25 protein-coding genes are annotated in these 25,197 nt (G+C 74.5%); 11 read left to right on the top strand and 14 right to left on the bottom strand.

Annotated features, from left to right (window positions below; genetic code table 11):
- Window positions 1–12 precede the first annotated feature (12 nt).
- The 8 genes from ACFY4B_RS05710 to ACFY4B_RS05675 form a co-directional block, all read right to left on the bottom strand.
- Window positions 13–729 carry an urease accessory protein UreF gene (locus tag ACFY4B_RS05710; protein WP_387966743.1) on the bottom strand — a complete coding sequence of 239 codons (717 nt, stop codon included), beginning with the start codon at window positions 727–729 and terminating at the stop codon, window positions 13–15.
- 35 nt (window positions 730–764) lie between these two features.
- Window positions 765–2,489, bottom strand: a complete 1,725-nt coding sequence (ureC, locus tag ACFY4B_RS05705) for an urease subunit alpha (RefSeq protein ID WP_387966606.1) — start codon at window positions 2,487–2,489, stop codon at window positions 765–767.
- A complete protein-coding gene (locus ACFY4B_RS05700; RefSeq protein ID WP_063780133.1) occupies window positions 2,489–2,926 on the bottom strand; it encodes an urease subunit beta in 438 nt (145 codons plus the stop codon). Before ACFY4B_RS05700 ends, ureC begins: the two co-directional genes overlap by 1 nt.
- 23 nt (window positions 2,927–2,949) lie before the next feature.
- Window positions 2,950–3,813, bottom strand: a complete 864-nt coding sequence (locus ACFY4B_RS05695) for a sirohydrochlorin chelatase (protein WP_387966605.1) — start codon at window positions 3,811–3,813, stop codon at window positions 2,950–2,952.
- Window positions 3,814–3,816: 3 nt separating this feature from the next.
- On the bottom strand, window positions 3,817–4,122 hold the full coding sequence (locus tag ACFY4B_RS05690) for an urease subunit gamma (protein ID WP_117490737.1): 306 nt from the start codon (window positions 4,120–4,122) through the stop codon (window positions 3,817–3,819).
- Window positions 4,123–4,236: 114 nt separating this feature from the next.
- Complete coding sequence (locus ACFY4B_RS05685; RefSeq protein WP_387966604.1) at window positions 4,237–5,175, bottom strand: urea transporter; 939 nt, start codon at window positions 5,173–5,175, stop codon at window positions 4,237–4,239.
- A gap of 264 nt (window positions 5,176–5,439) precedes the next feature.
- Window positions 5,440–6,270 (bottom strand): dienelactone hydrolase family protein, encoded by an 831-nt coding sequence (locus ACFY4B_RS05680; protein ID WP_387966602.1) that lies wholly within the window; start codon window positions 6,268–6,270, stop codon window positions 5,440–5,442.
- 99 nt (window positions 6,271–6,369) lie between these two features.
- Window positions 6,370–7,131, bottom strand: a complete 762-nt coding sequence (locus ACFY4B_RS05675) for an alpha/beta fold hydrolase (RefSeq protein WP_387966601.1) — start codon at window positions 7,129–7,131, stop codon at window positions 6,370–6,372.
- 122 nt (window positions 7,132–7,253) lie between these two features.
- Here ACFY4B_RS05675 and ACFY4B_RS05670 point away from each other — a divergent pair, with 122 nt between their 5' ends.
- Window positions 7,254–7,787 (top strand): SigE family RNA polymerase sigma factor, encoded by a 534-nt coding sequence (locus ACFY4B_RS05670; RefSeq protein ID WP_387966600.1) that lies wholly within the window; start codon window positions 7,254–7,256, stop codon window positions 7,785–7,787.
- 8 nt (window positions 7,788–7,795) lie between these two features.
- Window positions 7,796–8,746 carry a hypothetical protein gene (locus ACFY4B_RS05665; protein ID WP_387966599.1) on the top strand — a complete coding sequence of 317 codons (951 nt, stop codon included), beginning with the start codon at window positions 7,796–7,798 and terminating at the stop codon, window positions 8,744–8,746.
- A 55-nt stretch (window positions 8,747–8,801) separates the two neighbouring features.
- On the opposite strand, the gene ACFY4B_RS05660 is transcribed toward ACFY4B_RS05665, so the two are convergent.
- Window positions 8,802–10,022, bottom strand: coding sequence for a glycosyltransferase (locus ACFY4B_RS05660; protein WP_387966598.1), 1,221 nt, complete (start codon window positions 10,020–10,022; stop codon window positions 8,802–8,804).
- Window positions 10,023–10,232: 210 nt separating this feature from the next.
- On the opposite strand from ACFY4B_RS05660, the gene ACFY4B_RS05655 reads away from it, so the two are divergent.
- Window positions 10,233–11,036: a nucleotidyltransferase family protein gene (locus ACFY4B_RS05655; protein ID WP_387966597.1), complete on the top strand. Its 804-nt coding sequence runs from the start codon at window positions 10,233–10,235 to the stop codon at window positions 11,034–11,036.
- Between the two features lie 45 nt (window positions 11,037–11,081).
- Here the strand turns inward: ACFY4B_RS05655 and ACFY4B_RS05650 are convergent, their stop codons facing one another.
- Window positions 11,082–11,588 carry a hypothetical protein gene (locus tag ACFY4B_RS05650; RefSeq protein WP_387966596.1) on the bottom strand — a complete coding sequence of 169 codons (507 nt, stop codon included), beginning with the start codon at window positions 11,586–11,588 and terminating at the stop codon, window positions 11,082–11,084.
- Between the two features lie 197 nt (window positions 11,589–11,785).
- Between ACFY4B_RS05650 and ACFY4B_RS05645 the strand changes: the two genes are divergently transcribed.
- The 3 genes from ACFY4B_RS05645 to ACFY4B_RS05635 all read left to right on the top strand — a co-directional run bounded on the left by ACFY4B_RS05645 (window position 11,786) and on the right by ACFY4B_RS05635 (window position 14,336).
- The gene (locus ACFY4B_RS05645) at window positions 11,786–12,451 is read left to right on the top strand and encodes a DedA family protein (protein ID WP_387966595.1); all 666 of its coding nucleotides are present in this window, start codon (window positions 11,786–11,788) and stop codon (window positions 12,449–12,451) included.
- 86 nt (window positions 12,452–12,537) lie between these two features.
- On the top strand, window positions 12,538–13,701 hold the full coding sequence (locus ACFY4B_RS05640) for a sensor histidine kinase (RefSeq protein WP_387966594.1): 1,164 nt from the start codon (window positions 12,538–12,540) through the stop codon (window positions 13,699–13,701).
- Window positions 13,692–14,336 carry a response regulator transcription factor gene (locus tag ACFY4B_RS05635; protein ID WP_049654400.1) on the top strand — a complete coding sequence of 215 codons (645 nt, stop codon included), beginning with the start codon at window positions 13,692–13,694 and terminating at the stop codon, window positions 14,334–14,336. Before ACFY4B_RS05640 ends, ACFY4B_RS05635 begins: the two co-directional genes overlap by 10 nt.
- A 16-nt stretch (window positions 14,337–14,352) precedes the next feature.
- On the opposite strand, the gene ACFY4B_RS05630 is transcribed toward ACFY4B_RS05635, so the two are convergent.
- Window positions 14,353–16,179 (bottom strand): ABC transporter ATP-binding protein, encoded by a 1,827-nt coding sequence (locus tag ACFY4B_RS05630; protein WP_387966742.1) that lies wholly within the window; start codon window positions 16,177–16,179, stop codon window positions 14,353–14,355.
- Window positions 16,180–16,413: 234 nt separating this feature from the next.
- Window positions 16,414–16,545: a hypothetical protein gene (locus tag ACFY4B_RS05625; RefSeq protein ID WP_255357445.1), complete on the bottom strand. Its 132-nt coding sequence runs from the start codon at window positions 16,543–16,545 to the stop codon at window positions 16,414–16,416.
- Window positions 16,546–17,424: 879 nt separating this feature from the next.
- On the opposite strand from ACFY4B_RS05625, the gene ACFY4B_RS05620 reads away from it, so the two are divergent.
- The 5 genes from ACFY4B_RS05620 (at window position 17,425) to ACFY4B_RS05600 (ending at window position 23,277) form a co-directional block, all read left to right on the top strand.
- Window positions 17,425–20,364, top strand: coding sequence for a nitrate- and nitrite sensing domain-containing protein (locus tag ACFY4B_RS05620; protein ID WP_387966593.1), 2,940 nt, complete (start codon window positions 17,425–17,427; stop codon window positions 20,362–20,364).
- Window positions 20,364–20,828 carry a roadblock/LC7 domain-containing protein gene (locus tag ACFY4B_RS05615; protein WP_049654463.1) on the top strand — a complete coding sequence of 155 codons (465 nt, stop codon included), beginning with the start codon at window positions 20,364–20,366 and terminating at the stop codon, window positions 20,826–20,828. Before ACFY4B_RS05620 ends, ACFY4B_RS05615 begins: the two co-directional genes overlap by 1 nt.
- Window positions 20,829–20,833: 5 nt before the next feature.
- Complete coding sequence (locus ACFY4B_RS05610; protein WP_387966592.1) at window positions 20,834–21,409, top strand: DUF742 domain-containing protein; 576 nt, start codon at window positions 20,834–20,836, stop codon at window positions 21,407–21,409.
- A gap of 2 nt (window positions 21,410–21,411) precedes the next feature.
- Entirely contained in the window at window positions 21,412–22,002 is a 591-nt protein-coding gene (locus ACFY4B_RS05605) for an ATP/GTP-binding protein (protein ID WP_049654460.1), read from the top strand.
- Between the two features lie 141 nt (window positions 22,003–22,143).
- On the top strand, window positions 22,144–23,277 hold the full coding sequence (locus tag ACFY4B_RS05600) for an FAD-dependent monooxygenase (protein WP_387966591.1): 1,134 nt from the start codon (window positions 22,144–22,146) through the stop codon (window positions 23,275–23,277).
- A gap of 12 nt (window positions 23,278–23,289) precedes the next feature.
- Here the strand turns inward: ACFY4B_RS05600 and ACFY4B_RS05595 are convergent, their stop codons facing one another.
- Together ACFY4B_RS05595 and ACFY4B_RS05590 are read right to left on the bottom strand one after the other, a co-directional pair.
- Window positions 23,290–23,940: a DUF4328 domain-containing protein gene (locus ACFY4B_RS05595; RefSeq protein ID WP_387966590.1), complete on the bottom strand. Its 651-nt coding sequence runs from the start codon at window positions 23,938–23,940 to the stop codon at window positions 23,290–23,292.
- Between the two features lie 30 nt (window positions 23,941–23,970).
- The gene (locus tag ACFY4B_RS05590) at window positions 23,971–25,179 is read right to left on the bottom strand and encodes a transferase (RefSeq protein WP_387966589.1); all 1,209 of its coding nucleotides are present in this window, start codon (window positions 25,177–25,179) and stop codon (window positions 23,971–23,973) included.
- Window positions 25,180–25,197: the final 18 nt, after the last annotated feature.

The raw sequence follows: 25,197 nt of genomic DNA, 5'->3' as shown, positions 1-25,197 counted from the left end.
CGCATCGGGCGGTCAGCTCATGAACAGCCGGGCCTCCGCCCGCTCGTGCCGCCCGGACATGGCGTCCGCGACCGGCACGCAGCCGCCGAGGTCCGCCAAGTCCCGTTCCAGGGCGGCGGATACGACCTCCCGGATCACCGGGGAGGCCGCCCGCAGCACCACCTGCGCCTTGCGGTGGTCGGTCAGCCGGAGCCTCAGCGCCGCGCCGACGAAGCTGGTGCAGAACGCGAACAGGTCGCTGGTGACGGCCTGTTGGACGGGGACGCCGGCCGAGGCGTACGCCACCCCGGCCGCCACCGCCTGGCAGCCGGGGGCCCGCTTCTCCGCGACCAGCGCGGCGTACCGCTCCAGCGGCTCGCCGCCCACCGACTCCCGGGCGATGTCCAGGAGTTGGCGACCGGTCCGGGTGGCGGCCAGGCGCAGCTCGCGGTTGAGCCTGGTGGCGTGCAGCCGCTGGTCGGTCTCGGCGAGCAGCTCCCAGTCGCCCGCCGTGGCCGCCCGGTGGGCCAGGACCAGGGCCGTGGCGTCGGACGGCCCGACGCCGTGCCGCAGCAGGTCGGCGAGCAGCCCGGGCAGGGTGTCCGGGGTGACGGCCTTGGCCTGGGCGTAGCCCTCCAGCCCGTGCGAGAGGGTGTAGAAGCCGCTGGGGAAGGCCGAGTCGGTCAGCTGGAGGCAGACCAGCAGGGCGTCCAGGCCGTCCAGGGCATCCGGATCCCCCAGGCCGCCCATGGCATCCAGGCCCGGCCGCGTCTCGGTGACGGGGCTCACGCGAGGTAGAACAGGTGGTTGAGCGGCAGCTCGCGGGCCGGTTCGATGGTGGCGGGCTCGCCGTCCAGGGTGACCTTGTACGTCTCCGGGTCGACCGCGATCTTCGGCAGCGCGTCGTTGCGCACCATGTGCTGCTTGCCGACCGTACGGCACCGCCGCACCGGCAGCACCCGGCTCTCCAGGCCGAGTTGGGCCGGAACCCCGAGGTCGACGGCGGCCTGCGACATGAAGGACACCCGGGTGGCCTGCTTCGCCCGCCCGTACTGGCCGAACATCGGGCGGTAGTAGACCGGTTGGGGGGTGGGCAGCGAGGCGTTCGGGTCGCCCATCAGTGCCCAGTTGATCACGCCGCCCTTGATGACCATCTTCGGCTTGGCGGCGAAGGAGTTGATCGGCCAGAGCACGATGTCGGCGAGCTTGCCGGGCTCCAGCGAGCCGATGTGGTCGGCGGTGCCGGAGGCGACGGCGGGGTTGATGGTGAGCTTGGCGAGGTAGCGCAGGACGCGGGTGTTGTCGTTGCGCTCGCTGTCGCCGGCCAGCTTGCCGCGCTGGTCCTTGCAGTGGTGGGCGGTCTGGAAGGCCCGGGTGAAGGACTCGCCGATCCGGCCCATCGCCTGCGAGTCGGAGGAGAAGATCGAGATGACGCCCTCGTCGTGCAGCACGGTCTCGGCGGCGATGGTCTCGGCGCGGACCCGGGAGTCGGCGAAGGAGACGTCCTCGGGGATGTTGTGGCTGAGGTGGTGGCAGACCATCACCATGTCCAGCAGCTCGTCCACCGAGTTGACGGTGTAGGGCAGCGTCGGGTTGGTGGAGGACGGCAGCACGTTGGGCTCGCCGGCGATCCGCATGATGTCGGGGGCGTGGCCGCCGCCCGCGCCCTCGGTGTGGAAGGTGTGGATGGTGCGGCCGTCGATCGCGGACAGGGTGTCCTCGAAGTAGCCGGACTCGTTGAGGGTGTCGGTGTGGATGGCCACCTGCACGTCGTACTCGTCGGCGACGCTCAGCGCGCTGTCGATCGCGGCCGGGGTGCTGCCCCAGTCCTCGTGCACCTTGAGGCCGCACACGCCCGCCTCGACCTGCTCGCGCAGCGCGCCGGGCAGCGAGCCGTTGCCCTTGCCCAGCAGGCCGACGTTGACCGGCAGGTCCTCGACGGCCTGGTACATCCGGTGGATGTTCCACGGGCCGGGGGTGCAGGTGGTGCCGTTGGTGCCGTCGGACGGGCCGGTGCCGCCGCCGATCAGGGTGGTGATGCCGTTGCTCAGCGCCTCCTGCACCTGCTGCGGGGCGATGAAGTGGATGTGGGTGTCGATGCCGCCGGCGGTGGCGATCAGGTGCTCGCCGGAGATCACCTCGGTGCCGGGGCCGATCACCAGCCGCGGGTGCACGCCGCTCTGGGTGTGCGGGTTGCCCGCCTTGCCGACCGCGACGATCAGGCCGTCCTTGACGCCGATGTCGCCCTTGACCACGCCGAGCACCGCGTCCATGACGACCACGTTGGTGATGACCAGGTCGAGGGCGCCCTGGAGGGAGGTCGCGGCCGGGTCCTGGGCCATCCCGTCGCGGATGCCCTTGCCGCCGCCGTAGACGGCCTCGTCGCCGTAGTGGCCCTGGTTGAAGTCCTGTTCGACCTCGACCAGGAGGTTGGTGTCGGCGAGGTGGAAGCGGTCGCCGACGGTGGGGCCGAAGAGGTCGGTGTACTGCCTGCGGGAGAGGATGGCCATCAGCGGTCGCCTTCCGGGTGGGTCTCCGTGTGGAAGTCCCGGGGCCGGTCTTCCTTGTGGTCGAGGTTGGTGCCCTTGAAGCCGAGGGCGATGGCCCGGTCGACGGCGCGGGCGCGGGTGGCGGGGGCGGTGATGCCGCCGTCCACGAGGTTGGCGAAGCCGACCAGGCGGCGGTGGCCGCCGAACTCGGCGAGCGTGACGTCCTTGGTGTCGCCCGGCTCGAACCGGACGGCGGTGCCGGCCGGGATGTCCAGGTGCTTGCCGAAGGCGGCGTTGCGGTCGAAGTCGAGGGCGCGGTTGGCCTCGAAGAAGTGGTAGTGGGATCCGACCTGGATCGCCCGGTCACCGGTGTTGCTGACCGTGACGGTGGCCTTGGCGCGGCCGGCGTTGATCTCCACCGGGTCGTCGCCGTACAGGTACGCGGCGCCACCAGACATGGCTGGCCTTCCTCTCTGCCGGGTCAGTGGGGGGTGTGTGCGGGTTCATGGGTATGGCTGGGGTGGTGCGGGTGGTGCGGGTGGGCCGCGTGGCCGTGCTGATGCCCGCCCGGCCCGTGGCTGTGACCGTGGCCCTGCTCCCCCGGCCCGTGGCTGTGCGCGTAGCCGTGCCCGTGCTCGGCGTCGAGGCCGGCCAGGATGCCGTCCTCCCCGTGCCCGAGCAGGTGCAGCGCCGCCGCCGTCCGGGCCGCGACCACCCCGGCGACGGCGGACGGCCGCAGCAGCGGGCCGCCGTCCCGTACGCCGGGCAGCGCGGTGCGCAGGGCCGGCCCGAAGGAGGCCGGAACGGCCGTCACCTCGCGGGCGCCGAGCAGCCGGCAGCGTTCGGCGCCCTCGGCCGGGTCCGGGTCGCCGCCGTCGAAGGCGACCTCGACCCACCGGTGCCGCCCGTACTGGCGGGCGAGGCGGGCGATCCGGAACAGTTCGGCGTCCTCGAAGGGGCCGGCCGCCGGGGCGGTGACCAGCACCGCGCCGTCGGGGGCGGGGCCGGCGGCGGCGCGCAGCCAGCCGATCAGGTGGTCAGCGGCGCCGAACGGCGCGGTCAGGGCGAGCCGTCCGCGGCCCTCCCCGGCGGCCAGCCAGCGCAGCGCCCGGGCGGTGTCGGCGACGAGCTTCGGGTCGCGGCCGAGCGTCATCGGTACGACGCACACCGGCCCGTCGTCCGCCGCGGCGAGCGCGGACCGGACGGCCTCGGTGAGCGGACGGCCCGCGGGGGCCGCGGCGTGCACGGTGGACTCGCGGGCCGCCAGTGCCGCGAGGTCCCGGCCGCCGTCGCTCTCGTGGCCGCCGGCCAGCACCACGGTGGCGGCGGCATGGGACCGGGTCATCACTCAGGCACCCACCGGGTCGTGGCAGGAGACCAGCTTGGTCCCGTCCACGAACGCCGCCTCGACCTGGAGCAGCGGGAGCATCTCGCGCACGCCCGGCATGACGTCCTCGCCGCCGACGACCTGCTTGCCGATCTCCATGCACTCGGCGACGGTGCGGCCGTCCCGGGCACCCTCCATGATCGCCTCGCTGATCAGCGCGCAGGCCTCGCTGTAGTTCAGCTTGACGCCGCGGTCCCGGCGTTTGCGGGCCAGATCGGCGACGACGTAGATGTACAGCTTGTCGATCTCACGCGGCGAGAGATTCACGGGTATCACTCTTCCTTTCCGAGAATCCGATGGAATGCAGAAAGATGCTCAACGGGCTTCGGTGAGCCCGGTGTTACTCGACATCAGATGAATTCGGCGGCGCCGGACGCGGAATCAAGTCCGGCGCAGGCGCGGGACGGCCGGCACCGCCGCCAGGAACAGCAGTGTGGTCAGGACGAACGGCCAGGTGAAGGCGTGACCGCCGAAGGGCGCGGAGGCCGCGCCGAGCGCCGGCGTGAGCACGGTCGCGCCGGCCGCACCGACCAGGGCGTACGCCGCGCTCCAGGCGTCGGGCGCCAGGAACACCCCGCACAGCGCGAGGGCGACCAGGACGCCGCTGTACCCGAGCAGGCCCTGCCCGACCGCCTCGCCGGGGGCGCCGAACACCCAGGCCGTGAGCAGCCCGGTGGCGCTCCCCGCGCAGGCCATCAGGCCCGCGAGCCGGCTCGCCGCGAACAGCCCGGCCAGGAACAGCAGTCCGACGTACCACTGCGGCATGAAGAAGATCTGACCGATGTTCGCGAAGAAGCCGTGCCAGAGCTGGTCCCAGCTCAGCCCGGTCGGCCCGTCGGCCGGGACGGGCAGCGCGGCGGGTGCGCCCGCGCCCTGCCACAGTCGCCGGAAGCCGGGGGCGGCCGCCGTGACGGCCGTCGCGACCAGGCAGAACGGCGCGGTCAGCGCGGGCAGCCGCCAGGTGGCGAGCAGCGCCCCGAGCCCCGCCGTGACCACCACGGCGACGGCGGACCCGAGGGCCGCCACCGCGACCGTCGCCGGGTGCCCGGCACCCAGGAAGACGGCGCAACTCAGCGCCACCAGGCAGCCGTTGTACCCGTGCAGCCCCGCCCCGACGGTCTCCCGGTCGAGCCCGAGCCCGTACGCGACGGCGGTGGAGACGGCGCTGCCGAGCAGTCCGTAGAGGCCGTACCGCCAGTCGGCGGCGAACAGTGCGGCCACGAAGAAGAGTCCGCAGACGACGGACGGCATGAAATCGACCTGCGCGACGCCGCGCAGGACCTCCGCGACCACCCTGGCGGATATCGGACGAGTCGCCACCGAGGCGCTCTCCCCACCCTGTTGCAAACCCATGCTGCGCACCAATTTTCCGGTACGGCCGGCCTGCCTGAATGTCGGCCCCGGCGATTCCTCCGGAACCGTACTCCTATGGTTTGCGAAGTCCAGGGGGTACGGGGTGTTATGCCAAATCCACGAAGGGTGACCATCGGGCCGCTGAGCTGCAACAATCTGTTGAAGTCACGGTCCGTCGGGTTCGTTGCAGGGAGAAATCCTTTGCGAAGTTTTACTGACGGTTGGCATCGGCTATGCCGGGGCCGCGCTCGCTCCCGCCCGGATCAGATGCCGCGCCAGGAACCGTTCCGACGACTCCAGTTCGGGCTCCGGCACCTCGAGGTGGCCCCCGGGGTTGGCGTGCAGCGTCTTCTCCCGCGAGCCCAGCGCGCCGAACAGCGCCAGCGCCCCCTCGCGCGGGACCAGCGCGTCGTCCCACTGGAGGAGGAACTCCACCGGCACGCCGACCCGACCCGCCGCCTCCGTCTGCGACGCGTGCCCCGTCAGCCCGAACACCGCGACGGCGACGCGCGGTTCGGCCGCCGCCAGCGGGATGCCGATCGCGCCCCCCAGCGACAACCCCCAGTACCCGACCGGCCCGAGGCCCTCCGCGTGTCCGGGGTCCTCCACCCGACCGGGGCGCTCCGCCTGTCCGGGGCCCTCTGTCCGACCGGTGCGCTCCGCCTCACCGCTCAGCGCGTCCAGCACCGCCACCCACTCCGGCACCGCCCGCTCCGCGAGCGCCGCCGTGTGCCGCGCCACCCAGGCGCTGACCGGCCGACCCGCCGCGATCAACTCCCCGATCTCGGTGGCGAACCGCTCGTCCTGGGCGCTGCGCGTCCGCTCCCCGTGCCCCGGCGCGTCCAGCGCCACCGCCGCGAACCCGTGCCGCCGCACGAACCGCCGGGCCCGGTCCACCAGTCCCGGACCCAGCTTGTGCTGGCCGCCGCCGTGCCCCAGCAGCACCAACGGCCGCCCGCCGAGGGGCGATCCGTCCGGCTGCCAGAGCACTCCGGGCGCGCCGTCGAGGGTGAAGTGGCGCTGCGTCACGCCGTCCGCGCTGGATTCCGTGGTGAAGTGCACCCCGTCATCATGGCTCCCGACACACGTTCGGGTCCGGCCTTTCCCTCGACGGGCTGCCCCGCGACGGGGTCACCGCCGTCGCCACCGCACGGCTCGCCGCTACCGCGCGGCCGGGCCGTCCTCGTGGAGGAAGGCGAGCAGCAGGGCGGTGGTCTCGGCCGGGCGCTCCAGGCTGGGGAGGTGGCCGGCCCAGGGGAGCTCCTGGTGCCGGGCGTCGGGGAGGAGGGCGGGGAGGGCGGCGGCGATGTCCCGGAAGTCCGGGAAGTCGTGGGCGCCGGACACGGCCAGGGTGGGGGCGGTGATCCGGCCGAGGTCGACGTCCTCGCGGTCGGAGCCGACCGTCGCCGTCATCTGGACGTCGAAGGCGTGGCGCTGCATCCGGCGGACGTCCGCGCGGGTCCGCTCGTCGGCCTCCGGGCCGAGCCAGGACTCGACGTTCAGCTCGACGGCCTCGTCGATCCGCCCGGCCTCGATCAGCTCGTCCTCGCGCCCGCCGAAGGCGCGCAGGGTGTCGCTGGGCTGGTGTCCGGGCATGCCCGCGCCGAGCAGGGCCAGTCTGGTGACCGCCTCGGGGCGCAGCGCGGCCGCCGTCAGGGCGATCCGGCCGCCGTAGGAGGCGCCGACCAGGGCGGCGGTCCCGATGCCCAGGTGGTCGAGCAGGGCCAGGACGTCCCCGGCGTCGCTGTACGGGGCGTCCGCGAGCGGCGTGTCGCCGAAGCCGCGGAAGTCGCAGCGGACCACCCGGTGTCCGGCGTCGACCAGCGGCTGCCACTGCGCGTCCCACATCCGCCGGTCGCACACCGAGGAGTGCAGCAGCACCACGGCGGGCCCACTGCCCGCTACGTCATGAGAAATGATCATTCGGCGGATCGTAGTGTCCCCGCCGCTGTTCCCCAAGCGATTTGAAGCCGCCGCGGTCACAGGTAAGCGCTTTCGACCGCCCCCGGGCTCTGGACGGGTGAAGGAGGTGCTCGGAGGTGCTCATGGGAGAAGCGAAAGACGATCGGGACGACGGGTTCCAGGCGTTCATCGTCACGGTCTGGCCGCGCCTGGTACGGACGGCGTACCTGCTGGCCGGCGAGCAGTACGCGGCCGAGGACCTGGTGCAGTCGGCCGCCGAGAAGGCCTGCGCGGCCTGGTCGAAGGTGCGCCGGGCCGACGATCCGTACGCCTATGTGCGGCGGATCCTGGTCAACCAGCACGCCCGCCGCTGGCGCCGCCGGGCGCCGGAGCTGCTGGTGGACGCGGTGCCGGACGCGGCGGGGGCGGAGGACGGCTACGCCCGCTCCGACCAGCGCGGGGCCCTGCTGGCCGCGCTGGCCACCCTGCCGCCGCGCCAGCGCGAGGCGGTGGTGCTGCGGCACTGGGAGGACCTGAGCGACAGCCAGACGGCGGCCGCCATGGGGTGCTCGGTGGGCGCGGTGCGCAGCCACGCGGCGAAGGGCATCGCGCGGCTGCGGCAGGTCACGGCACTGGTGGGACTCAAGGACACGACGCACATCGGAGGAGCGGCATGAGGGGCGGCATGGACCGGGAACCGGACGGGGTGGGCGGGGACGACGGCACGGACCTGTGGGTGGGGCTCGGCCTCGCCGAGGCGGCGGCCGGCGCGCGGATCGGCCCGGCGCCGGTGACGGACATCCTGGCGGGGGGCCGCCGGCTGCGGCACCGCCGCCGTACGGTGGTCGGCGCGGCGGCGCTGGCCGCCGCGGTGGCGCTGACCGGCGGGGCGCTGGCGCAGCTGCGGCCGGGCCCGGCGCCCGCCCACGGGATCGGTCCGGCCGGCGTCGGCGCCGCGCCCACGCCCACGCTCACGGTGGCGAACACCCCCGGGCTGGGCACCCCCCTCCCGCCGAACGGGACCGCCCCGGCCTTCCGCAACCCGCTGACCCCGGTCCGGGTGCTGCTCGGCCAGGGCCTGACCCCGGACGGCAAGCAGTGGCAGCTGTGGGAGGCACTGTGGCCGGAGGCCCCCCGGGAGCGGGCGTTCGAGCAGGCGACGGCGGTGTGGGAGGAGCGCAGCAGGTACGACTCGGCGGTCTCCAAGCCGACGGAGGAGTACGTCCAGCGGTACTGGCAGCCGGACTGCGACGTCACCAACGTCTACTTCACGGTGGACGGGGTGCGGCTCAGCCATGACTCCGACGGCGCCCAGGCGGCCCCGGGCAAGGTCGACCCGCGCAACCGGACCGTCTTCGGCGGCGGCCTGGTCGGCCACCGGGGCAAGGGCGACACCGTGGCCCCGCTGGACGTGGTGCTGCTCTCGATCGGACCGGACGTCGGCCGGGTGGTGGTGACCTGGGCGGACGGCAGCACCACGGAGCCGACGCCCGTCACCGTGGCCGACTCCCCGATCCGCGAGCTGGTGGTGGCCCGCCCGGGGACGATGCGGGCGAAGTCCTGGCAGTTCTTCGACAAGGACGGCAACAAGCTCCCGGACGCCGGTGCCAAGTACTTCACCGAACCGGCCTCCTGAGCCCGGGGCAGGCGCGGGAGGTCGGCCGGGCCGACTTCCCGCGCCCCTGTCTCCCTCAGCCGAGCAGCAGCTTCGCGGCGGCCGTCGCACCGTCCGTGCGGACCCGGGCCGAGAGGGCGGCGGCGCGCTCGCGGGCGGCGGGGGCGAGGGCCCGGCGCAGGGCGGCGGTGAGGGACGCGGTGGTCGGGGTCGGGCCGTCGTGGGCGGCGCCGATGCCCAACTCGGCCACCCGCGCGGCCCAGTACGGCTGGTCCACCATCTGTGGGACCAGCACCTGGGGCACCCCGGCCCGGGCGGCCGTGGTGGTGGTGCCCGCGCCGCCGTGGTGGACGACGGCGGCCACCTTCGGGAACAGCGCCTGCTGGTTGACCTCGCCGACCGCGAAGCAGTCCTCGGCCCCGTCCACCTCCGCCAGTCGGGCCCAGCCGCGGCCGAGCAGCACCCGGCGGCCCTGCGCCCGGACCGCCTCGACGGCGACCCGGGCGGCGCCCGCCGGGTCGCGCAGCGGCATGCTGCCGAAGCCGACGTACACCGGCGCCTCGCCGGCCGCCAGGAAGGCCGACAGGTCGGCGGGCAGCGGGCGTTCGTCCGGCAGGATCCACGCGCCGGTCTGCACCGCCTCGGGCCAGGCCGCGTCCGCCTCGGCGGGCCGCGGCCACGGGTCGAGCAGCGGGTCGGTGGCCAGCCACGGCCGGCCGGTGAGGACGTGGTCCCGGACGTTGTCGGCCTCGGGCAGTCCGACCGCCGCCCGGCGGGAGTTGACCGCGTCGCCGAACAGCGCGTTCATCGTCCCGATGTTGAGCTCCCACAGCTCCCGGGGGTCGGTCGCCTCCGGCGGGTAGGGCAGCATCGGGTACTCGAACGGCCGGTGGTGCGGGGAGGGCAGCACGGTCGGCTGGAGGGCCACGTACACGAAGCGGGCGCCCAGTTGCTCGGCCGCCGCCTGTGCGCCGGCCGCCGCCGGGAACAGCCCGGTGGCCAGCACCGCGCCGCCCGGCTCGGCCGCCGCGAGCACCGCCGCGTGGAACTGCTCGACCAGCCGGGCGGCGCGCGCGGGCAGCTCCCCGGGCTTCGGCGGCGGCCCGCTGACCAGCGCGCGCACCGACTGACCGACCGGCACCGGCTCGACTCCGGCCTCGGCCAGCCGCGCCGAGAACTCCTCGTCCGGCGGCGCGCAGACCCGCACCTCGGCGCCGAGTTCCCTCAGCCGCACCGCCAGCGCGGCCATCGGCTCGACGTCCCCGCGCGACCCGTACGTCGACAACACCACTCGCACTTCGTGACTCCCCGTTTCGCGGATCTGCTTCCGTGCTTCGCGGACCTGCGTCCTCGAAGCGGTGATTCTGCGTCACCACCGGGGCCTTGCGGCAAGGCCCCCCGTGCGCTGTACGTTGAGAGTGGCGAGGAGTGGGTACGCCTCCGCGGACGCCACCACCGCATCCGAAATTCCCGGGCGGACACCGCTTCTCCTGCCAGAATCTCCTTCATGCGCGCGATCATCGAGGACATGGCCGGTCAACTCGCCCGTGTGCCGGGCGTGGTGGGAGTGATGCTCGGCGGGAGCCGGGCACGGGGCGAGGAGCGGCCGGATTCGGACTGGGACCTCGGGGTGTACTACCGGGGCGGCCCCGACCTCGACGCGCTGCGGGCGCTCGCCGGGCCGGGGACCGAGGTGGCCGGCCCGGGCGGCTGGGGCCCGTGGGTCAACGGCGGGGCGTGGCTGCGGGTCGACGGCGTCGCCGTGGACTGGATCCTGCGGGACCTCGACCGGGTCGGACGGGTGTGGGCGGACTGCCGCGCGGGCCGCTACGAGGTGGGGACGCAGGCCGGCCACCCGCTCGGCTTCTGGTCGCCCTGCTACCCGGGCGAGGTCGCCCTCGGACAGCCGTTGGCCGACCCCACCGGGGAGTTGGCGCGGCTCAAGCGGCAGACCGCCGACTACCCGGAACCGCTGCGCGGGGCCCTCACCGCGGCCACCTGGGAGGCCGGCTTCCTGCTCGACACCGCCGCGAAGAGCGCCGTCCGCGCCGACGCCCTGCACGTCTCGCTCTGCCTGTCGCACGCCGTCGGCATCCTGGTCCAGGCCCTGTTCGCCCACCACCGCCGCTGGTGCCTGAACGAGAAGGGCGCGCTGGCCGTAGCCGGTCGACTGCCGGACGCCCCACCGTACTTCGGCCGGCGCGCGCACGGCCTGCTCGCCGAGCCCGGCGGGTCGGCGGCGGAGCTGACGGCCACCGTCGCCCGGGCGCGGGAGCTGACCAGGGAGACCGTGGCCGCACTGAACCGCTGAGCCGCCGAACGACTGATCGCCAACCGCCCGGCGGGCGAGGCGCGTTCAGCCCCGGTGCCAGGAGGCGGCGTTCCGGTGGTCGGCCGCCGACGCCACCTCGACGGCCGCCGCCCTCATCTCCCGCTCCCAGTCCCGCGTCACCTCGACCGGCCACGTGTCGACGCAGCCCGGGCAGCAGACCCGGTCGACCAGCTCCGCGAGCCGCCGCTCCGCCCCGGTCGTGCGCTCGTCGATCCGGGACCAGAGCATGGCGACGGCCTCAACCGGCGTGATCTCCCCGGACACCAGCCGGGCCGCGGTGTGGTGCAGGAGGCTGCGCTGGACGAAGCCGTCGTCCGGCACCGGCAGGCCCAGCTCCGCCATCGCCTGCCACAGCAGCTCCGTCAGCTCGACCGGGGGCTCGCCCCGGCCCGGCCGCCCCGCGAGGTCGCAGAGCGCGGGCGAGTCCCCGCCGATGCCCGCCGCCAGCAGCCCGGCGGCGGCCATCGGCAGGTCCTCGGGGAAGACCAGTCCGGCGGAATACTGCCAGGCCAGGGTGAATGCGTCGTCCATGGCGCCATCCTGACAAAGCGGCCACGCCAGCCGCCACCGGATTCTCCGCCCCTGCGGAAAACCACAGGGTGCGGCGGTACGGAAAACCACAGGGCGTCCGCCGGAAACCCGCATACCGGCGCTGACCTGCGGTTCCTAGCGTGGAGGGCAGAGCCGGGCGCACCAGGCGCCGGCACCGCGACCACCCTGGAGCCCGCATGCCGCACACCGTCCTCGCCATCGCCCAGCAGCCCGCCGACGGCTTCGCCGGCTGGGCGGCCGACCTGGTCGACACCCTGGGCGGCCCCGGGGCCGGCCTGGCGATCGCGCTGGAGAACCTGTTCCCGCCGCTGCCCAGCGAGGTGATCCTGCCGTTGACGGGCTTCGCCGCCGGGCAGGGCGTGATCAGCCTCGCCTCCGCGCTGACCTGGACGACCCTCGGCTCGGTCGCCGGGGCCGTCGTCCTCTACTGGCTGGGCGCCCTGTTCGGCCGGGAGCGGATGCACGCGATCTGGGCCCGGCTGCCGCTGGTCAAGGCCTCCGACCTGGAGCGCACCGAGGCCTGGTTCGCCCGGCACGGGACGAAGGCGGTGCTGCTGGGCCGGATGGTGCCGATCTTCCGCAGCCTGATCTCCGTTCCGGCCGGGGTCGAGCGGATGCCGCTGCCCGCGTTCGTCATGCTGACCACGATCGGCAGCCTGGTGTGGAACAGCGTGCTGGTGATGGCCGGGTTCCTGCTCGGGGACCGCTGGGACACGGTGGAGACGTACGTCGGCCTCTTCTCCAAGGCGGTCCTGGTGGTGGTCGCGGCGGCCGTGGCCGGGTACGTCGTGATGCGCTGGCGCGGGCGCAACAGCGCCGCCCAGCACCGCCGCGCCCGGTGACCGGCCCGGCCGGACCCACCGGCCCCGATGGCCCCGAACACCCCACCGCCTCCGAAGGCCCGGCCCGCCCCGTAAGCTCGGACCCCGTGCGGGGGGATGCAGCGGACACCACGTCATGGCCGCGCCGGGCCACCGGAGTTCTGCTCGGCTGCCCGAGCGCCGCGCTCTCCGCGCTGTACCTCCTCCTCGCGGCCGCCGTCCTCGGCCCGTTCCTGCTCTGGCCGCGCACCCGCCCGTACGCGGTGCCGGGCCTGCTGTCCGGGGTGCGCCGGCTGGCCGCACTGGAGCGGGCCCGGCGCAGCGCCTTCTTCGGCGACCGCTTCCCCCACCAGTACCGGGCGGACGACCGCCGGGTGCTGCGCTACCTGGCGGTGCGCAGCGGCGGCGGGCTCGTCGCCGGGGTGGTGCTGGGGCTGCTGGGCTTCGGGCTGGCGCTGGCCGTCCTGCTGGTCGGCGGGGTGCTGCGCGGCTCGCTGGGCTGGGAGGAGCTGGCGACCCAGGTGCTGCTCGGCGGGGTGCTGCTCTTCCTGGCCGTGCAGGGCCTGTTCTCGCTGGCCGCGCTGGACGCCCGGACCGCCCGGGAGTGCTTCGGGCCGTCCGAGGCCGAGCTGCTGCGCCGCCGGATCGCCGAACTCGCCGACAGCCGGGCCGCGGTGGTGCAGGCCGTGGACGCCGAGCGGCGGCGGATCGAGCGGGATCTGCACGACGGCGTGCAGCAGCGGGTGGTCGCGCTGGCGATGCTGATCGGCCGGGCTCGGCGCGGCCTGGACCGCCGCCAGGACCCGGAGCGGACGGAGGCGCTGCTGCGCCAGGCGCACCGGGAGGCGCAGGGGGTGCTGACCGAGCTGCGCGAGGTGGCCTGGCGGGCGTACCCGTCGGCGCTGGACACCCTGGGCCTGGAGGAGGCGCTGGGCGGGGTGGCCGAGCGGTGCGCCATCCCGCTGCGGCTCCGCTACGAGGTGGCCGGCCCGCTGCCCGAACCCGTCCGGACCGCGGCCTACTTCGTGGTGTCGGAGTGCGTCACCAACGCGGCCAAGCACTCCGCCGCCTCGGCCGTCTCGGCCCTGGTCGAGCGGACCGCCGGCGTGCTCACCGTACGGGTCGAGGACGACGGCACCGGCGGCGCGGACCCGGCGGGCAGCGGCCTGACCGGCCTGCGCGGGCGGGTCGCCGCGCTGGACGGTACCCTCCACGTCCACAGCCCCGCCGGGGGCCCGACCGTCATCACCGCGGAGCTGCCATGCGCGTGACCCTCGCCGAGGACTCGACCCTGCTGCGGGAGGGCCTGGTCCGGCTGCTCGCCGAGGAGGGGCACGAGGTACTGGCCGCGGTCGGCGACGCGGCGGCGCTGACGGCGGCGGTGGCGGAACGGCCGCCGGACGTCGTGGTGGTGGACATCCGGATGCCGCCGACCCACACCGACGAGGGGCTGCGGGCGGCGGTGGAGATCCGCGAGCGCTGGCCGGAGGTGGGCGTGCTGGTGCTCTCCCAGCACATCGAACGCGGGTACGCGGCCCGGCTGTTGGACGCGGGCGCGGAGCGGGTCGGCTACCTGCTGAAGGACCGGGTGGCGGAGGTCGACGAGTTCCTGGACGCCCTGGTGCGGGTCGCGGCGGGCGGCGCGGTGATCGACCCGGAGGTGGTGCGCCAACTGGTGGTGCGCACCACCCGCACCGACCCGCTGGCCCGGCTCACCCCGCGTGAGCGCAGCGTCCTGGAGGCGCTCGCCCAGGGCTGGACCAACGCCGCCATCGCGCAGCGGCTGCACGTCTCGATGAGCGCGGTGGAGAAGAACCTCAACGCCGTCTTCGACAAGCTGGACCTGCCCCGCACCACCGACTACAACCGCCGCATCCTGGCCGTCCTGCACTACCTCGGCGCGTAGCCTCCGCGCCGTCGGCTCAGGGCTTCCGCGGCTCCCGGCCGCGCAACGCGTCGACCGGGCTGGCGTCCGGGCGGCTGTCCGGACCGGCGGCCGGCCCGGCGGTGCCCGGCGGCCGGAGGGTGAGGACGCGGTCGGCGAGGGGCAGCAGCGCCCGGTCGTGGGTGATCAGGACGGTGGTGCGCCCGGTCATCAGGCGGCGCAGCGCGGGGACGAACTGCTCGACGGTGTGCGGGTCCAGCCCGGTGGTGGGTTCGTCCAGGACCAGCACGGGGGTGTCCCGCAGGAAGGCGCGGGCGATGGCGACGCGCTGGCTCTGGCCGCCGGAGAGCTGGAAGCCGTCGGCGCCGATCACCGTGCGGTAGCCGTCCGGGAGCGCGGTGACGAAGTCGTGGGCGCCGGCGTTGCGGGCGGCGCGTTCGATGGCGGCGGGCGGGGCGTCGGGGCGGCCGTAGGCGATGTTGTCGGCGATGGTCGCGCGGAACAGCGGGGCCTGCTGGGGCAGCAGGGTGACGGCCTGGCGCAGCGAGGCGAGGGTGAGGTCGCGCAGGTCCTGGCCGTCGAGGCGGACGGTGCCGGCCTGCGGGTCGAGGAAGCGGACGAGGAGCTTGGCGAGGGTGGACTTGCCGCTGCCGCTGGGCCCGACGAGGGCCAGGGTCTCACCGGGGAGCAGGTCGAGGTCCAGGTCGGTGAGGACGGGCGGCCCGGGGGTCCCGGTGGCGCCGGGGTAGCCGGCCCGGACGCCCTGGAGGGTGACCCGGCCCTGGACCGGGCCGGTGTCGCGGGCGGTGGGGCGTTCGCGCACCGGGCTGGTGAGGTCGTGCAGTTCCAGCACGCGTTCGCCCGAGGCGCAGGCCGTGCCGGCCAGCGGGACGAGGGCGGCGAGCTGCTGGGCGGGCTCGAACAGCTGGGCCATGAAGGCGGCGAAGGCGAGCAGGCCGCCCAGGCTGAGCTGCCCGTGGATGACCTCCAGCGCGCCGACGCCCACCACCGTGAGCCCGGCCAGCAGTTGCAGCACTCCGAGGAAGGGCTGGTAGAGGTCGGCGACCCGGGCGGCGGAGAGTTCGGCGTCGAGCAGGGCCTTGCCCTCCCGGTGGACCCGTTCGACCTCGCGGCTCTCCTGGCCGCAGGTCCGGGTGACGGTGGCGTTGCGCAGGGACTCCTCCAGCAGCGCGGTGACGCCGCCCGCGCGGCGCTGGACCTGCCGTTCCCGGCGCCGGATGCGGCGCCCGAACAGGCTGGTGGAGAGGACGAACAGCGGGGCGGCCAGCAGCGCGGCCACGGTGAGCGGCCAGCTCAGGTAGAAGGCGGCTCCGGTGAACAGCAGCAGGCTGACCGCGGCCACGGCGCCCTCGACCAGTCCGGTGGCCACCATCTGCTCGATCTCGGCGATGTCGAAGGTGAGCCGTGCCACCAGGTCGCCGCGCCAGCGGGTCTCCAGGGTGTCGGGCGGCAGGGTGTGCAGGTGGGCGAGGGTGTCGGTGCGCAGCCGCAGCATGTAGCGCTCGGCGGTCCTGGTGCTGGTGTAGGTGCCGCCGTAGGTGAACAGCGCGGCGGCCACGGACGCGCCGAGCATGAGGGCGGCGAGCAGCCAGAAGTCGGCGAAGTGCCGGGGCACCAGGACGTCGTCGATCAGGTCCTTGAACAGCCAGACGGAGACGACCTCGCCGAAGGCGCCGAGGACGAGCAGGACCGCGCTCACCGGGAGCCAGCGCACGTCGGGGCGCACCCACGGCCAGAACCGGCGCATCAGCTCCCGCAGCGGGACGACGGGCGGGTCCGTCACCGGCCCCGGGTCGTCGTCGTCCCGCGCCGCCCGGTCGCCCGGGGGCGTCACTTCGCGCATGGCCACGACCCGTTGCTCTCGGAGACGTCGTTCCGGTGTCCGGAAACGACCTTTCGGGGTCCGGATCCGCCGTTTCCGAGGTGGGGACCCGTCATCCGGGGCCCCGTCGTCCGGGCCCCGTCGTCCGGGACGCGTCACCCTCCGCGTGGCGGCGGTGCCGGCCCCAGGGTGAGGGGCCGGCGGTGGTACCGCCGGCCCCTGTGATGGCGCTAGTCGGGACTGTTGTGCGCAGTCCTAGCCGAAATCACCGTCACCACATGCCGAAACGGCGACGGTGGTTTCCACGACGGTTGCGGCCACGATCACGATCACGCCCACGACCACGGTCACGGTCACGGCCGTAACCACCGCCTCTGTCTCCTCCACGGCCGAAGTAACTCATCACGGCTTCTCTCTCTCGTTGCGTCGGCGCTCCTGGCGCCCGCCGAGACCTGCACCGGCGGCGCGGTCCCGGGGACCTGGAGGCCGTTGCCCGTGGTCGGACCGTTCCGGCGGCCTGTCGGCGACGCCCGGTCCGATCCGTCCCACTCCTCCAGTATCCGCCCACCGAGCGTGTTCGCAGCTCCAGAGCCGTACGGACTTCGCGACGACCGGCCGCCACCGTGGAGGGTGTCCCGCCCGTCACGTTCGGCGACTCCCGGTACGTCATCGGAACGGCGGCTCCCACGGAGGGCGTCCGCGGCCGTGTGCCGGGTAGGCTGACCGTGGTACGCGAGTCCTCAGAGAACCTGACAAATGGGTCCGATGGCCGCCCTCCACGCCCTCCCCCTCGCCGGACGGGCCGCCACGCGGCCGGAGGGGCGGATCCGGGCCGGGCGATGGCCCGGCGGGCGTGCCGAGCGGGTCCCGGCGGGGCGTCACACAGTTTTCACACCCCGGCCATCCGGCGGCCGCGCGCCTCGTTGACACTGTGTCGGGCGAGTCCGGAAGCGCCTGCTCCGCATACGGACGGTCAACGAATGAATGACATTGTGTCTGCTCCGTGTGCAAGCACAGCCCAGGCAGCGAACGGGTTTTCACTCTAATCACACGGTATGACTAGTATCGCTTCGTCAAAAAACCGTGCCCGGACGGCCCGCCCCTCACCGGCCGGCCGCCAGCCCCAAGGAGTCAGCTCTGCGCGCGCGTGCGAATCGGCGGCCCCCGACGCCGAAGGGCCCCCGCAGGCGTCCACGCCTGTCCCTGCGGACGGCGCTGCTCGTCCTGGCCGTCGTCCCCAGCATCGCCCTGGTCGCCCTCTGGGCCGTGACCAGCGGTGAGACGGTCTTCGACTTCCAGCGGCAGGGCGCTCAGGCCCTGCTCGCCCAGAAGGCCGGACAACCGTCCAACATCGTCTACTACAACCTCCAGGAGGAGCGCCGGCTCAGCGCCGAGGCGCTCGCCCGGCCCGGCTCCAACGCCGACCAGCTGCGCCGCCAGCGGCAGCTGACCGACGACGCCGTGCGGCAGTTCCAGACCCTCTCCGGGGAGACCGCCGACAACGCGCCCGAAGAGGTGCGCACCGCCGTCGCCGAGGCACGCCAGGCGATGGGCAAGCTGGTCGAGCAGCGCGCCGGCGTCGACCGCGGCTCCGTCGACCAGCAGACGGTCTACACGTACTACACCGACCTGATCGCGGTGGACCTGCGGCTGTTCACCGCGCTCAGCCGCGTCGACACCGGCGAGGTCACCTGGATCTCCAAGACCCTCGTCAACGCCTTCTGGGCCAAGGAGATGCTGGCCCGGGAGGACGCCATCCTGGCCCGCGGCTGGCCCAGCGGCCGGCTGAGCACCGCCGACTACCAGGCCGTCCAGCAGGCCATCGGCGCCCAGGACCACCTGCTCAACGTCCAGGTGCTGCCGTACATCCCGGACACCGAGGTCCAGGGCTGGCACGACCTGATGAACGGCCCGGCCTGGCAGGCCAAGGCCGCCGTCGAGCAGCAGCTGACCAGGCCCACCGCCGCCGACGCCAACGGCACCGTCAAACTGCCGGCCGCCCAGGACCAGTGGCGCCAGGCCCTCGACCAGCTCAACCCGCCGCTGGTCAAGGCGATCGAGGCCCGTACCAGCGCCATCGTCGAGGTCGGCAAGGGCGCCATCATGGGCCTGCTGACCCGCGTGGTGCTGACCGCCGTCGTCGGCCTGATCACCGTCGTCGCGGTGATCATCGTCTCCTGGCGGCTCAGCCGCTCGCTGCGCCGCCGCATCAAGGACCTGCACACCCAGGCCGAGGAGATGCAGCGCACCCTGCCCGAGGTGGTTGACCGCCTCGGCCGCGGCGAGCAGGTGGACGTCGAGGCCGAGACCCGCACCATCACGGACGGCCCGCACGGCAACGGCACCGACGAGCTGGCCCGGCTCGGCCAGGCCCTCAACCTGGCCCGCTCCGCCGCCCTGGAGTCCGCCGTCGGCCAGGCCGAGCAGCACCGCGGCTTCGAGCGGCTGCTCCAGCGCATCGCCCGCCGCACCCAGCTGCTGATCGGCCGCCAGCTGCGCAAGCTGGACGAGCTGGAGCGCAAGCACGACGACCCGGAGGTCCTGGAGGGCCTCTTCGACCTCGACCACCTCACCGCCCGCCTGCGCCGCTACGAGGAGAACCTCGTCATCATGGCCGGCGGCCAGCCGCAGCGGCGCTGGCGCAAGCCCGTCCCGCTGCTGGACGTGCTGCGCGCCGCGCAGGGCGAGGTGCAGGACTACCGGCGGATCTCGATCGACATCGAGGGCGACCCCTGGCTCTCCGAGCGGGCCGTCGGCCCGGTGGCGCACGTGCTCGCCGAGCTGATGGAGAACGCCACCACCTTCTCCAAGCCGCCCACACCGGTCGAGGTGCGCGCCGCCGTGGTCGGCCGCGGGCTCGCGATCGAGATCGAGGACCGGGGCCTCGGCATGGACCCGGAGCAGTACGACGCGGCCAACGAGCTGATGAGCCGCCCGCCGCGCACCGACGTGCTGGCCCGGGCCGACGACATCCGCCTCGGCTTCCACGTGGTCTCCCGGCTGGCCGCCCTGCACGGGCTGCGGATCGAGTTCCGCCCGTCCGCCTTCGGCGGCACCCGGGCGGTCGTGCTCGTCCCCGACGAGCTGGTCCTGGAGGGCGACACCGGGCTGCCGGACGGCGCCGGCGGCACGGCCACCGAGCCGATCCCGCTGGTGCGCCGCTCGCGCCGGGCCGTCCGCTCGGCCTCCGACGAGACGCCCGTCCCGGTGCCGGCCGGTCCGCCGGTCGCGCCGGTGGACTCCTTCACGCAGGGCGACCACACCCCGCAGGCGGCCCCGGTGCCGCTGTCCCCGGCGGAGGCCGGGACGTGGCCGGGACCGGACGCGGGACCGGCGGCGGGATGGGGCGCGGCACCGGAGGCCACGCTCCAGGAGGTCCCGCTGCCCGCGGCCCCGTTCCAGCCGGCGGTCGTCCAGCCGCTGCCGTCGGCCCCGGACGCCCCGGCCGCCCCGGCCGTCCTCCCGGCGGCTCCGTTCGAGGCGGAGTGGCCCGAGCAGCCGTACCAGGCCGAGCAGCCGTACCAGGCCGGGCAGGCGTACCCGGCGGAGCAGCCGTACCCGTCCGGGCAGCCCTTCGGATCGGAGCCGTCGTACGACGCTGAACCGTCCACCGGCCCCGTGCCGTCGTACGGAGTGGAGCAGCCCGCCACGGCTGCCCGGCCCGACCACCAGCCGGAGCAGCCGATCGAGCACACCTCCCCGGCCGACCCGGCGCCCGCCCAGGACGCCCCGGCCTACCCGGACATCGCCTACGCCCGGGTCACCGAGGCCGAGGCCCCGTACGCCGACGAGCAGTACCGCCCAGCCGACCACTACCGGCTGGCCGAGCGGCGCCAGCCCCGCGAGTACCGGACCTCGGTGCCGTTCAGCCCGGCCCAGGCCGGCCAGCCCCCGCTGCCGCAGCGCGTCCGGCAGGCCAGCCTGGCGGCCGAGCTGCGGGTGCCCCCGCCGGCCCAGCCGCAGTGGGTCGAGCGGCCCGCCGCGGACACCCCGCCCGCGGGCCCGTTCCAGCGCACCGAGCGCCCGGTACGGCGCTCGGGTGCGGCGATCGGCGCCTTCCAGCGGCAGTCCCGCGCCGCCCGGACCCAGGACAGCGGCGAGCACCGCCTGCCCGCCACCCCGCCGGAGCCCTCCCCCGCCCCCGCGCCCGCCCCCTGGGCCCTTCCGGCCGCGGACCCCCGAACCACACGAACGGATGAGCAGTGATGAACCGCACGATCGCCACCCACCAGGACCTGGACTGGCTGCTGGACGGACTCGTCGACTCGGTGCCCGGGACCAGGAACGCCGTCCTGCTCTCCGACGACGGTCTCGTGGTCAGCCACTCCCGCACCATCGAGCGGGCCGACGCCGAGCGCCTGGCCGCCGTCGCCACCGGCCAGCAGAGCCTGGCCCGCGGGGTCGGGGCGCTGTTCGACGGCGGCCCGGTGCACCAGGTGATCGTCGAGCTCGCCGAGTGCTGGCTGTTCGTCATCGCCGCCGCCCAGGGCACCCACCTGGCCGTGGTCGCCTCCCAGGAGGTGGACGCCGAGGTGATGTCCGTCGCGATGCACACCCTGGTGCAGCAGGTCGGCCAGAAGCTCACCACCCCGGTCCGCCACGAGGAGGCCCCCGGCGCCCCCGCCGCCCCGGCCTCCTTCGACGCCTTCGCCGCCCGGAACCGGGGCTGACCAGGGTGGAACCGTACGGGAACGACGCCTGGGGGGACGGCCGCGACGACGGCCGGCAGGCCGACCCGCGACCCGGTCCGGCCTCCGGTTCGCAGCCCGGCCCGCCGTCCGGCCCGCCCTCGGGCCGGCAGTCCGGCTGGGACGACTCCTGGCGGCGCGGCACCGTGCCGCACTGGAGCGAGCTGGAGGACGACGCGGAGGAGGAGACGGGCAGCATGGTGCGCCCGTACACGATCACCCGCGGCCGGACCGCGCCCGAGCGCGACGACCTCACCCTCATCACCGTGCTCACCACGGTCGAGGAGGAGGCCGACGCCGCCCTGGCACGGGGCAGCCGCGCCGGTGCCCGCGGCCTCCAGCCCGAGCACCGGCTGATCCTCGAACGCTGCCGGCGCCCGATCGCCGTCGCCGAGGTGTCGGCGGGCCTGGACCTCCCGGTCTCGGTCACCAAGATCCTGCTGGGCGACCTGGTCGCCCAGGGCCTGCTGAAGGCCCGGGCGCCGCTGTCGGTGGCCCGGGCCGCCGGGGGCGTGGACCTCGGCCTGCTCACGGCCGTACGCGAAGGACTCCGGAGACTCTGAACATGGCAACCCCCCACTCCGCCACCGACGCCCCCGCCGCCCCGGCCGCCGTCAAGATCCTGATCGCGGGCGGCTTCGGCGTGGGCAAGACCACCCTGGTCGGCTCGGTCAGCGAGGTCGCCCCGCTGCGCACCGAGGAGTACCTGACCCGGGCCAGCGTCGGCGTCGACGACCTGGCCGGCGTCGACCAGAAGACCACCACCACCGTCGCCCTCGACTTCGGCCGGATCACGGTCAGCCCCGAGCTGGTCGTCTACCTGTTCGGCACGCCCGGCCAGGAGCGCTTCTGGTTCATGTGGAACGACCTGGTCAACGGCGCCCTCGGCGGGATCGTCATCGCCGACACCCGCCGGCTGGAGACCAGCTTCGCCTCCATCGACTTCTTCGAGAGCCGGGGCATCCCGTTCGTGGTCGCGATCAACTGCTTCCACAACACCAACACCCGCACCCCCGACGAGATCCGGGCCGCGCTCGACCTCGACCCGCAGGTGCCGATGCTGCTCGGGGACGTGCGCGAGCGCGCCTTCGGGCGGGACCTGCTGCTCGCCCTGGTCGACCACCTGATGGAGCTCGCCGCCGCACCCGTCGGCTGAACCGGCCCCGGCCGGACCGGCATCCCGGCCGACCCTTCCCCTCGACCGCCGTGCCCGCTCGGCCGGACCGGCTCCGGCCGGGCCCCCGCACCGCCCCCGCACCCCCGCACCTCCTGTGAACTTCCTTTCGGAGCCCCCCTCATGAACAGACCCCTGCGCGTCCTCGTCAACGGCGGCGGCATCGGCGGCCTCACCCTCGCGACCGCCCTCGCCACGCGCGGCCACCAGGTCGACGTCGCCGAGCTGCGCGAGCAGTTGGAGGCCCTCGGCGTCGGCATCATCCAGCCGTCCAACGCCCTGCACGTGATGCGCGAGATCGGCGTCCTGGACGACTGCCTCGCCGCCGGCTTCGAGTGGGAGGTGCTGACCATCTGCGACCCGGCCGGCGCCACCCTCGCGAAGATCCCGCAGCCCCGGATGGGCGACGCCCCCTCCAACAACGGCATCCCGCGCCCCGCGCTGGCCCGCGTCCTCGCCGACGCCGCCGTCAAGGCGGGCGCCACCCTCCGCTTCGGCACCACCATCGGCACCCTGCGCGAGGACGCCCACGGCATCGAGGCCGCCCTCACCGACGGGCAGGTCGCCCGCTACGACCTGGTCGTCGGCTTCGACGGCATCGGCTCGCCGCTGCGCCGCCACCTGTACGGCGAGAAGTACGCCCCCGAGTACACCGGCTTCGCCAACTGGCGTGTGACCGTCCCGCGTTCGCCCGAGGTGCGGGGCGTGGTGATGTCCTCCGGCAACCTGAACGCGAAGGCGCTGCTCACCCCGATCAGCGCGGAGCAGATGTACCTGGGCTCGGTCTTCGCCGAGGCCGAGGACTTCCGCCCCGACCCGGAGCGCGCCCACGAGCAGCTGCGCGAGCGGCTGGCCGGCTTCGGCGGCCCGATCGCCGAGGCGCTGGCGCAGATCACCGACCCGGCCGCCGTGGTCTACTCGCGGATCTCCCAGGTCACCGTCGAGGAGCCCTGGCACGTCGGCCGGATCGTCCTGGCCGGCGACGCCGCCCACGCCTCCACCCCGCACCTCGCCCAGGGCGCCGCGATGGCCGTCGAGGACGCGCTCGTGCTCGCCCAGAGCCTGGACGCGGAGGACACCGTCCCGGCCGCCCTCACCGCCTGGGAGGCCCGCCGCCGCCCGCGCGCCATGTGGGTCCAGGCCCTGTCCCGGGCCGTCCTCAAGCAGGAGACGGGCACCGCGACCACGCCGGAGGAGGACGAGCTGCTCAAGGTCGGCATCCCCGGCGCGGCGCACGTCCTCGTGCAGCCGTACTGACGGCCGGCGGATTCAGCGGCGCGCTTCGGCGCGCCGCTGGGTCTGCCAGGTACTGACGCGGTGGATGACATGGAGGATGATCACGCCGGCGACCACGTCGAGCACCGCGCTGGTGGTGGACAGGGTCACGAGCCGGCGCAGGTCGTCGACCGTGTCGAGCTCGTTCTTGACCAGGTTCACGTACCCGTTGCCCACGTAGGTTCCGACCAGCAGCGCTCCCCACCACACGGCGAGCCGCGCCCGGGGAGCCGACCGCTCGGGCGCACTGGCCTTCCAGACGTCCGAGACGACCTGGTACGGCACCCAGAGGTTCGCCACCGGGGTGATCCAGCCCGCGAGCGCCCAGGCCCGCGCCCGGCGCTGGCTGCCCGGACCGCCCAGTGCCTCGGCGTTGAGCCGGGCCCGCCACATCCACACGGCGAACACCGCGTAGACCGGGACGAGCAACAGGAGCCACCGCGGCCCCCTGACGGAGTCCCAGAAGTCGGCGGCCGCCGTGAACTCCGCCTCCGTCGCCTTGCCCGCGAGGGCGTCCTGGACGACCAGGTAGACGCGCCAGTCGGCCGCGGCGAGCAGTACGTCCCACGCCACCATCGCGAGGATCAGCAGCGACGCCGCGGCACCCCATCCGACCACGGCCCTGTGCTGCTTCGACCTGTCCACGCTTCCCCCTCTTCCTGTCGGTTCACCGATTCACCACAGACCGGCCAGCTGCAGCACCCGGTAGCCGAGCCAGCCCGGCAGGGTCAGCGCGACGGCCAACCCCACGCCCGTCAAGTCCGCCTTTCTCGTCGCGAGTTGGGCTCGCCAGGTCATCGTCCGCCGGGGCCGCCACCCGGTGGCCGCCAGGGCCGTCCGGATGGCATGGGCCAGGTGCACCGTGGGCGTCTGCGGCGTGGTGAGGCCCACCCGCTCCATCCACGCCCACGGTCCCTTGCGTTCCACCACTGGGAACACCCGGGGCGTCCAGTGGCCGTCGAAGGCGATCACGGCGCCGATCCAGTCCTCACCCGTGACCGCCTCCTTCGGCAGCAGCGGGGTGGGCAGGCCCTCGTTCAACTGGTCGGCCAGGTCGGACAGTCCGCGCGGAGCCAGCAGGACGAGCTTCCCCGGCGGCTGGGTGGCCCGCGCCTCGCCGATCTCCCAGCGCAGCCCCTCGCCCTTCCCCAGGCGCAGGACGATCAGCTGGGACAGGTCCATCAGCCGCCGCACGGTGCCCTGCCAGTCGTCGAGCGGCAGGTAGAACCGGGCCGCGCCCAGGAGGGGCAGGGGTTCCCCCGGCCGCCCCACCGCGATCACCGGTCCGACGGCACCCAGCGCGGCGGCGAACTGCTCCTCCCGGCTGTGGAGGTTGATCTCCGCCCCGTCGTCCACCCGGGCGGCGGTCGCGTCGTCGTCGAAGCTGCGCAGGTAGAGCACCGGCCTGCGCCCGTCCCGCAACAGGGCCTGGGCCGCCCCGCGGGCGGCGAGCGGGCGGGTGCGGCGCAGGATCAGCAGTCCCGCCGCCCCGGCCGCCACTCCGCCGACCAGCACCCCGAACGACACCGTCAGGCCCATGCCCTCGCCCCGCTCCGAGACGGCGACGGCAGCGGTGCCGCCCCCGAACAGCAGGTACCCGGCGCCGTTGGCGATCCGGACGGCCCGCCGCCACCGTGGCTGTCGCGCGCCGAAGCGGTCGACGAGCCCGACGAGTTCGGCGACCCCGGACCGGCGCCGGTGCCGCAGCCACAGGGCGGGCCCGAGCAGGGCCAGGGCGATCGCCCCGCACCAGAGCGCACCGGCCCTGCTGGCCTCGACATCCACCCCCGTGCCGACGTTGACCAGCAGGTGCAGCGCGACGTAGGCCGCGGCGACGGCGGTCGCCGTGATCCACCGGGCGAACATCCGTAGACGGGACGACATTCTCAGCCCACCCCCGAC

It is taken from the genome of Kitasatospora sp. NPDC001261 (genome assembly GCF_042896795.1).
Lineage (GTDB): Bacteria > Actinomycetota > Actinomycetes > Streptomycetales > Streptomycetaceae > Kitasatospora.
The sequence above is the reverse complement of the archived record's forward strand: the minus strand, read 5'-3'. Positions and strand labels throughout refer to the sequence as shown.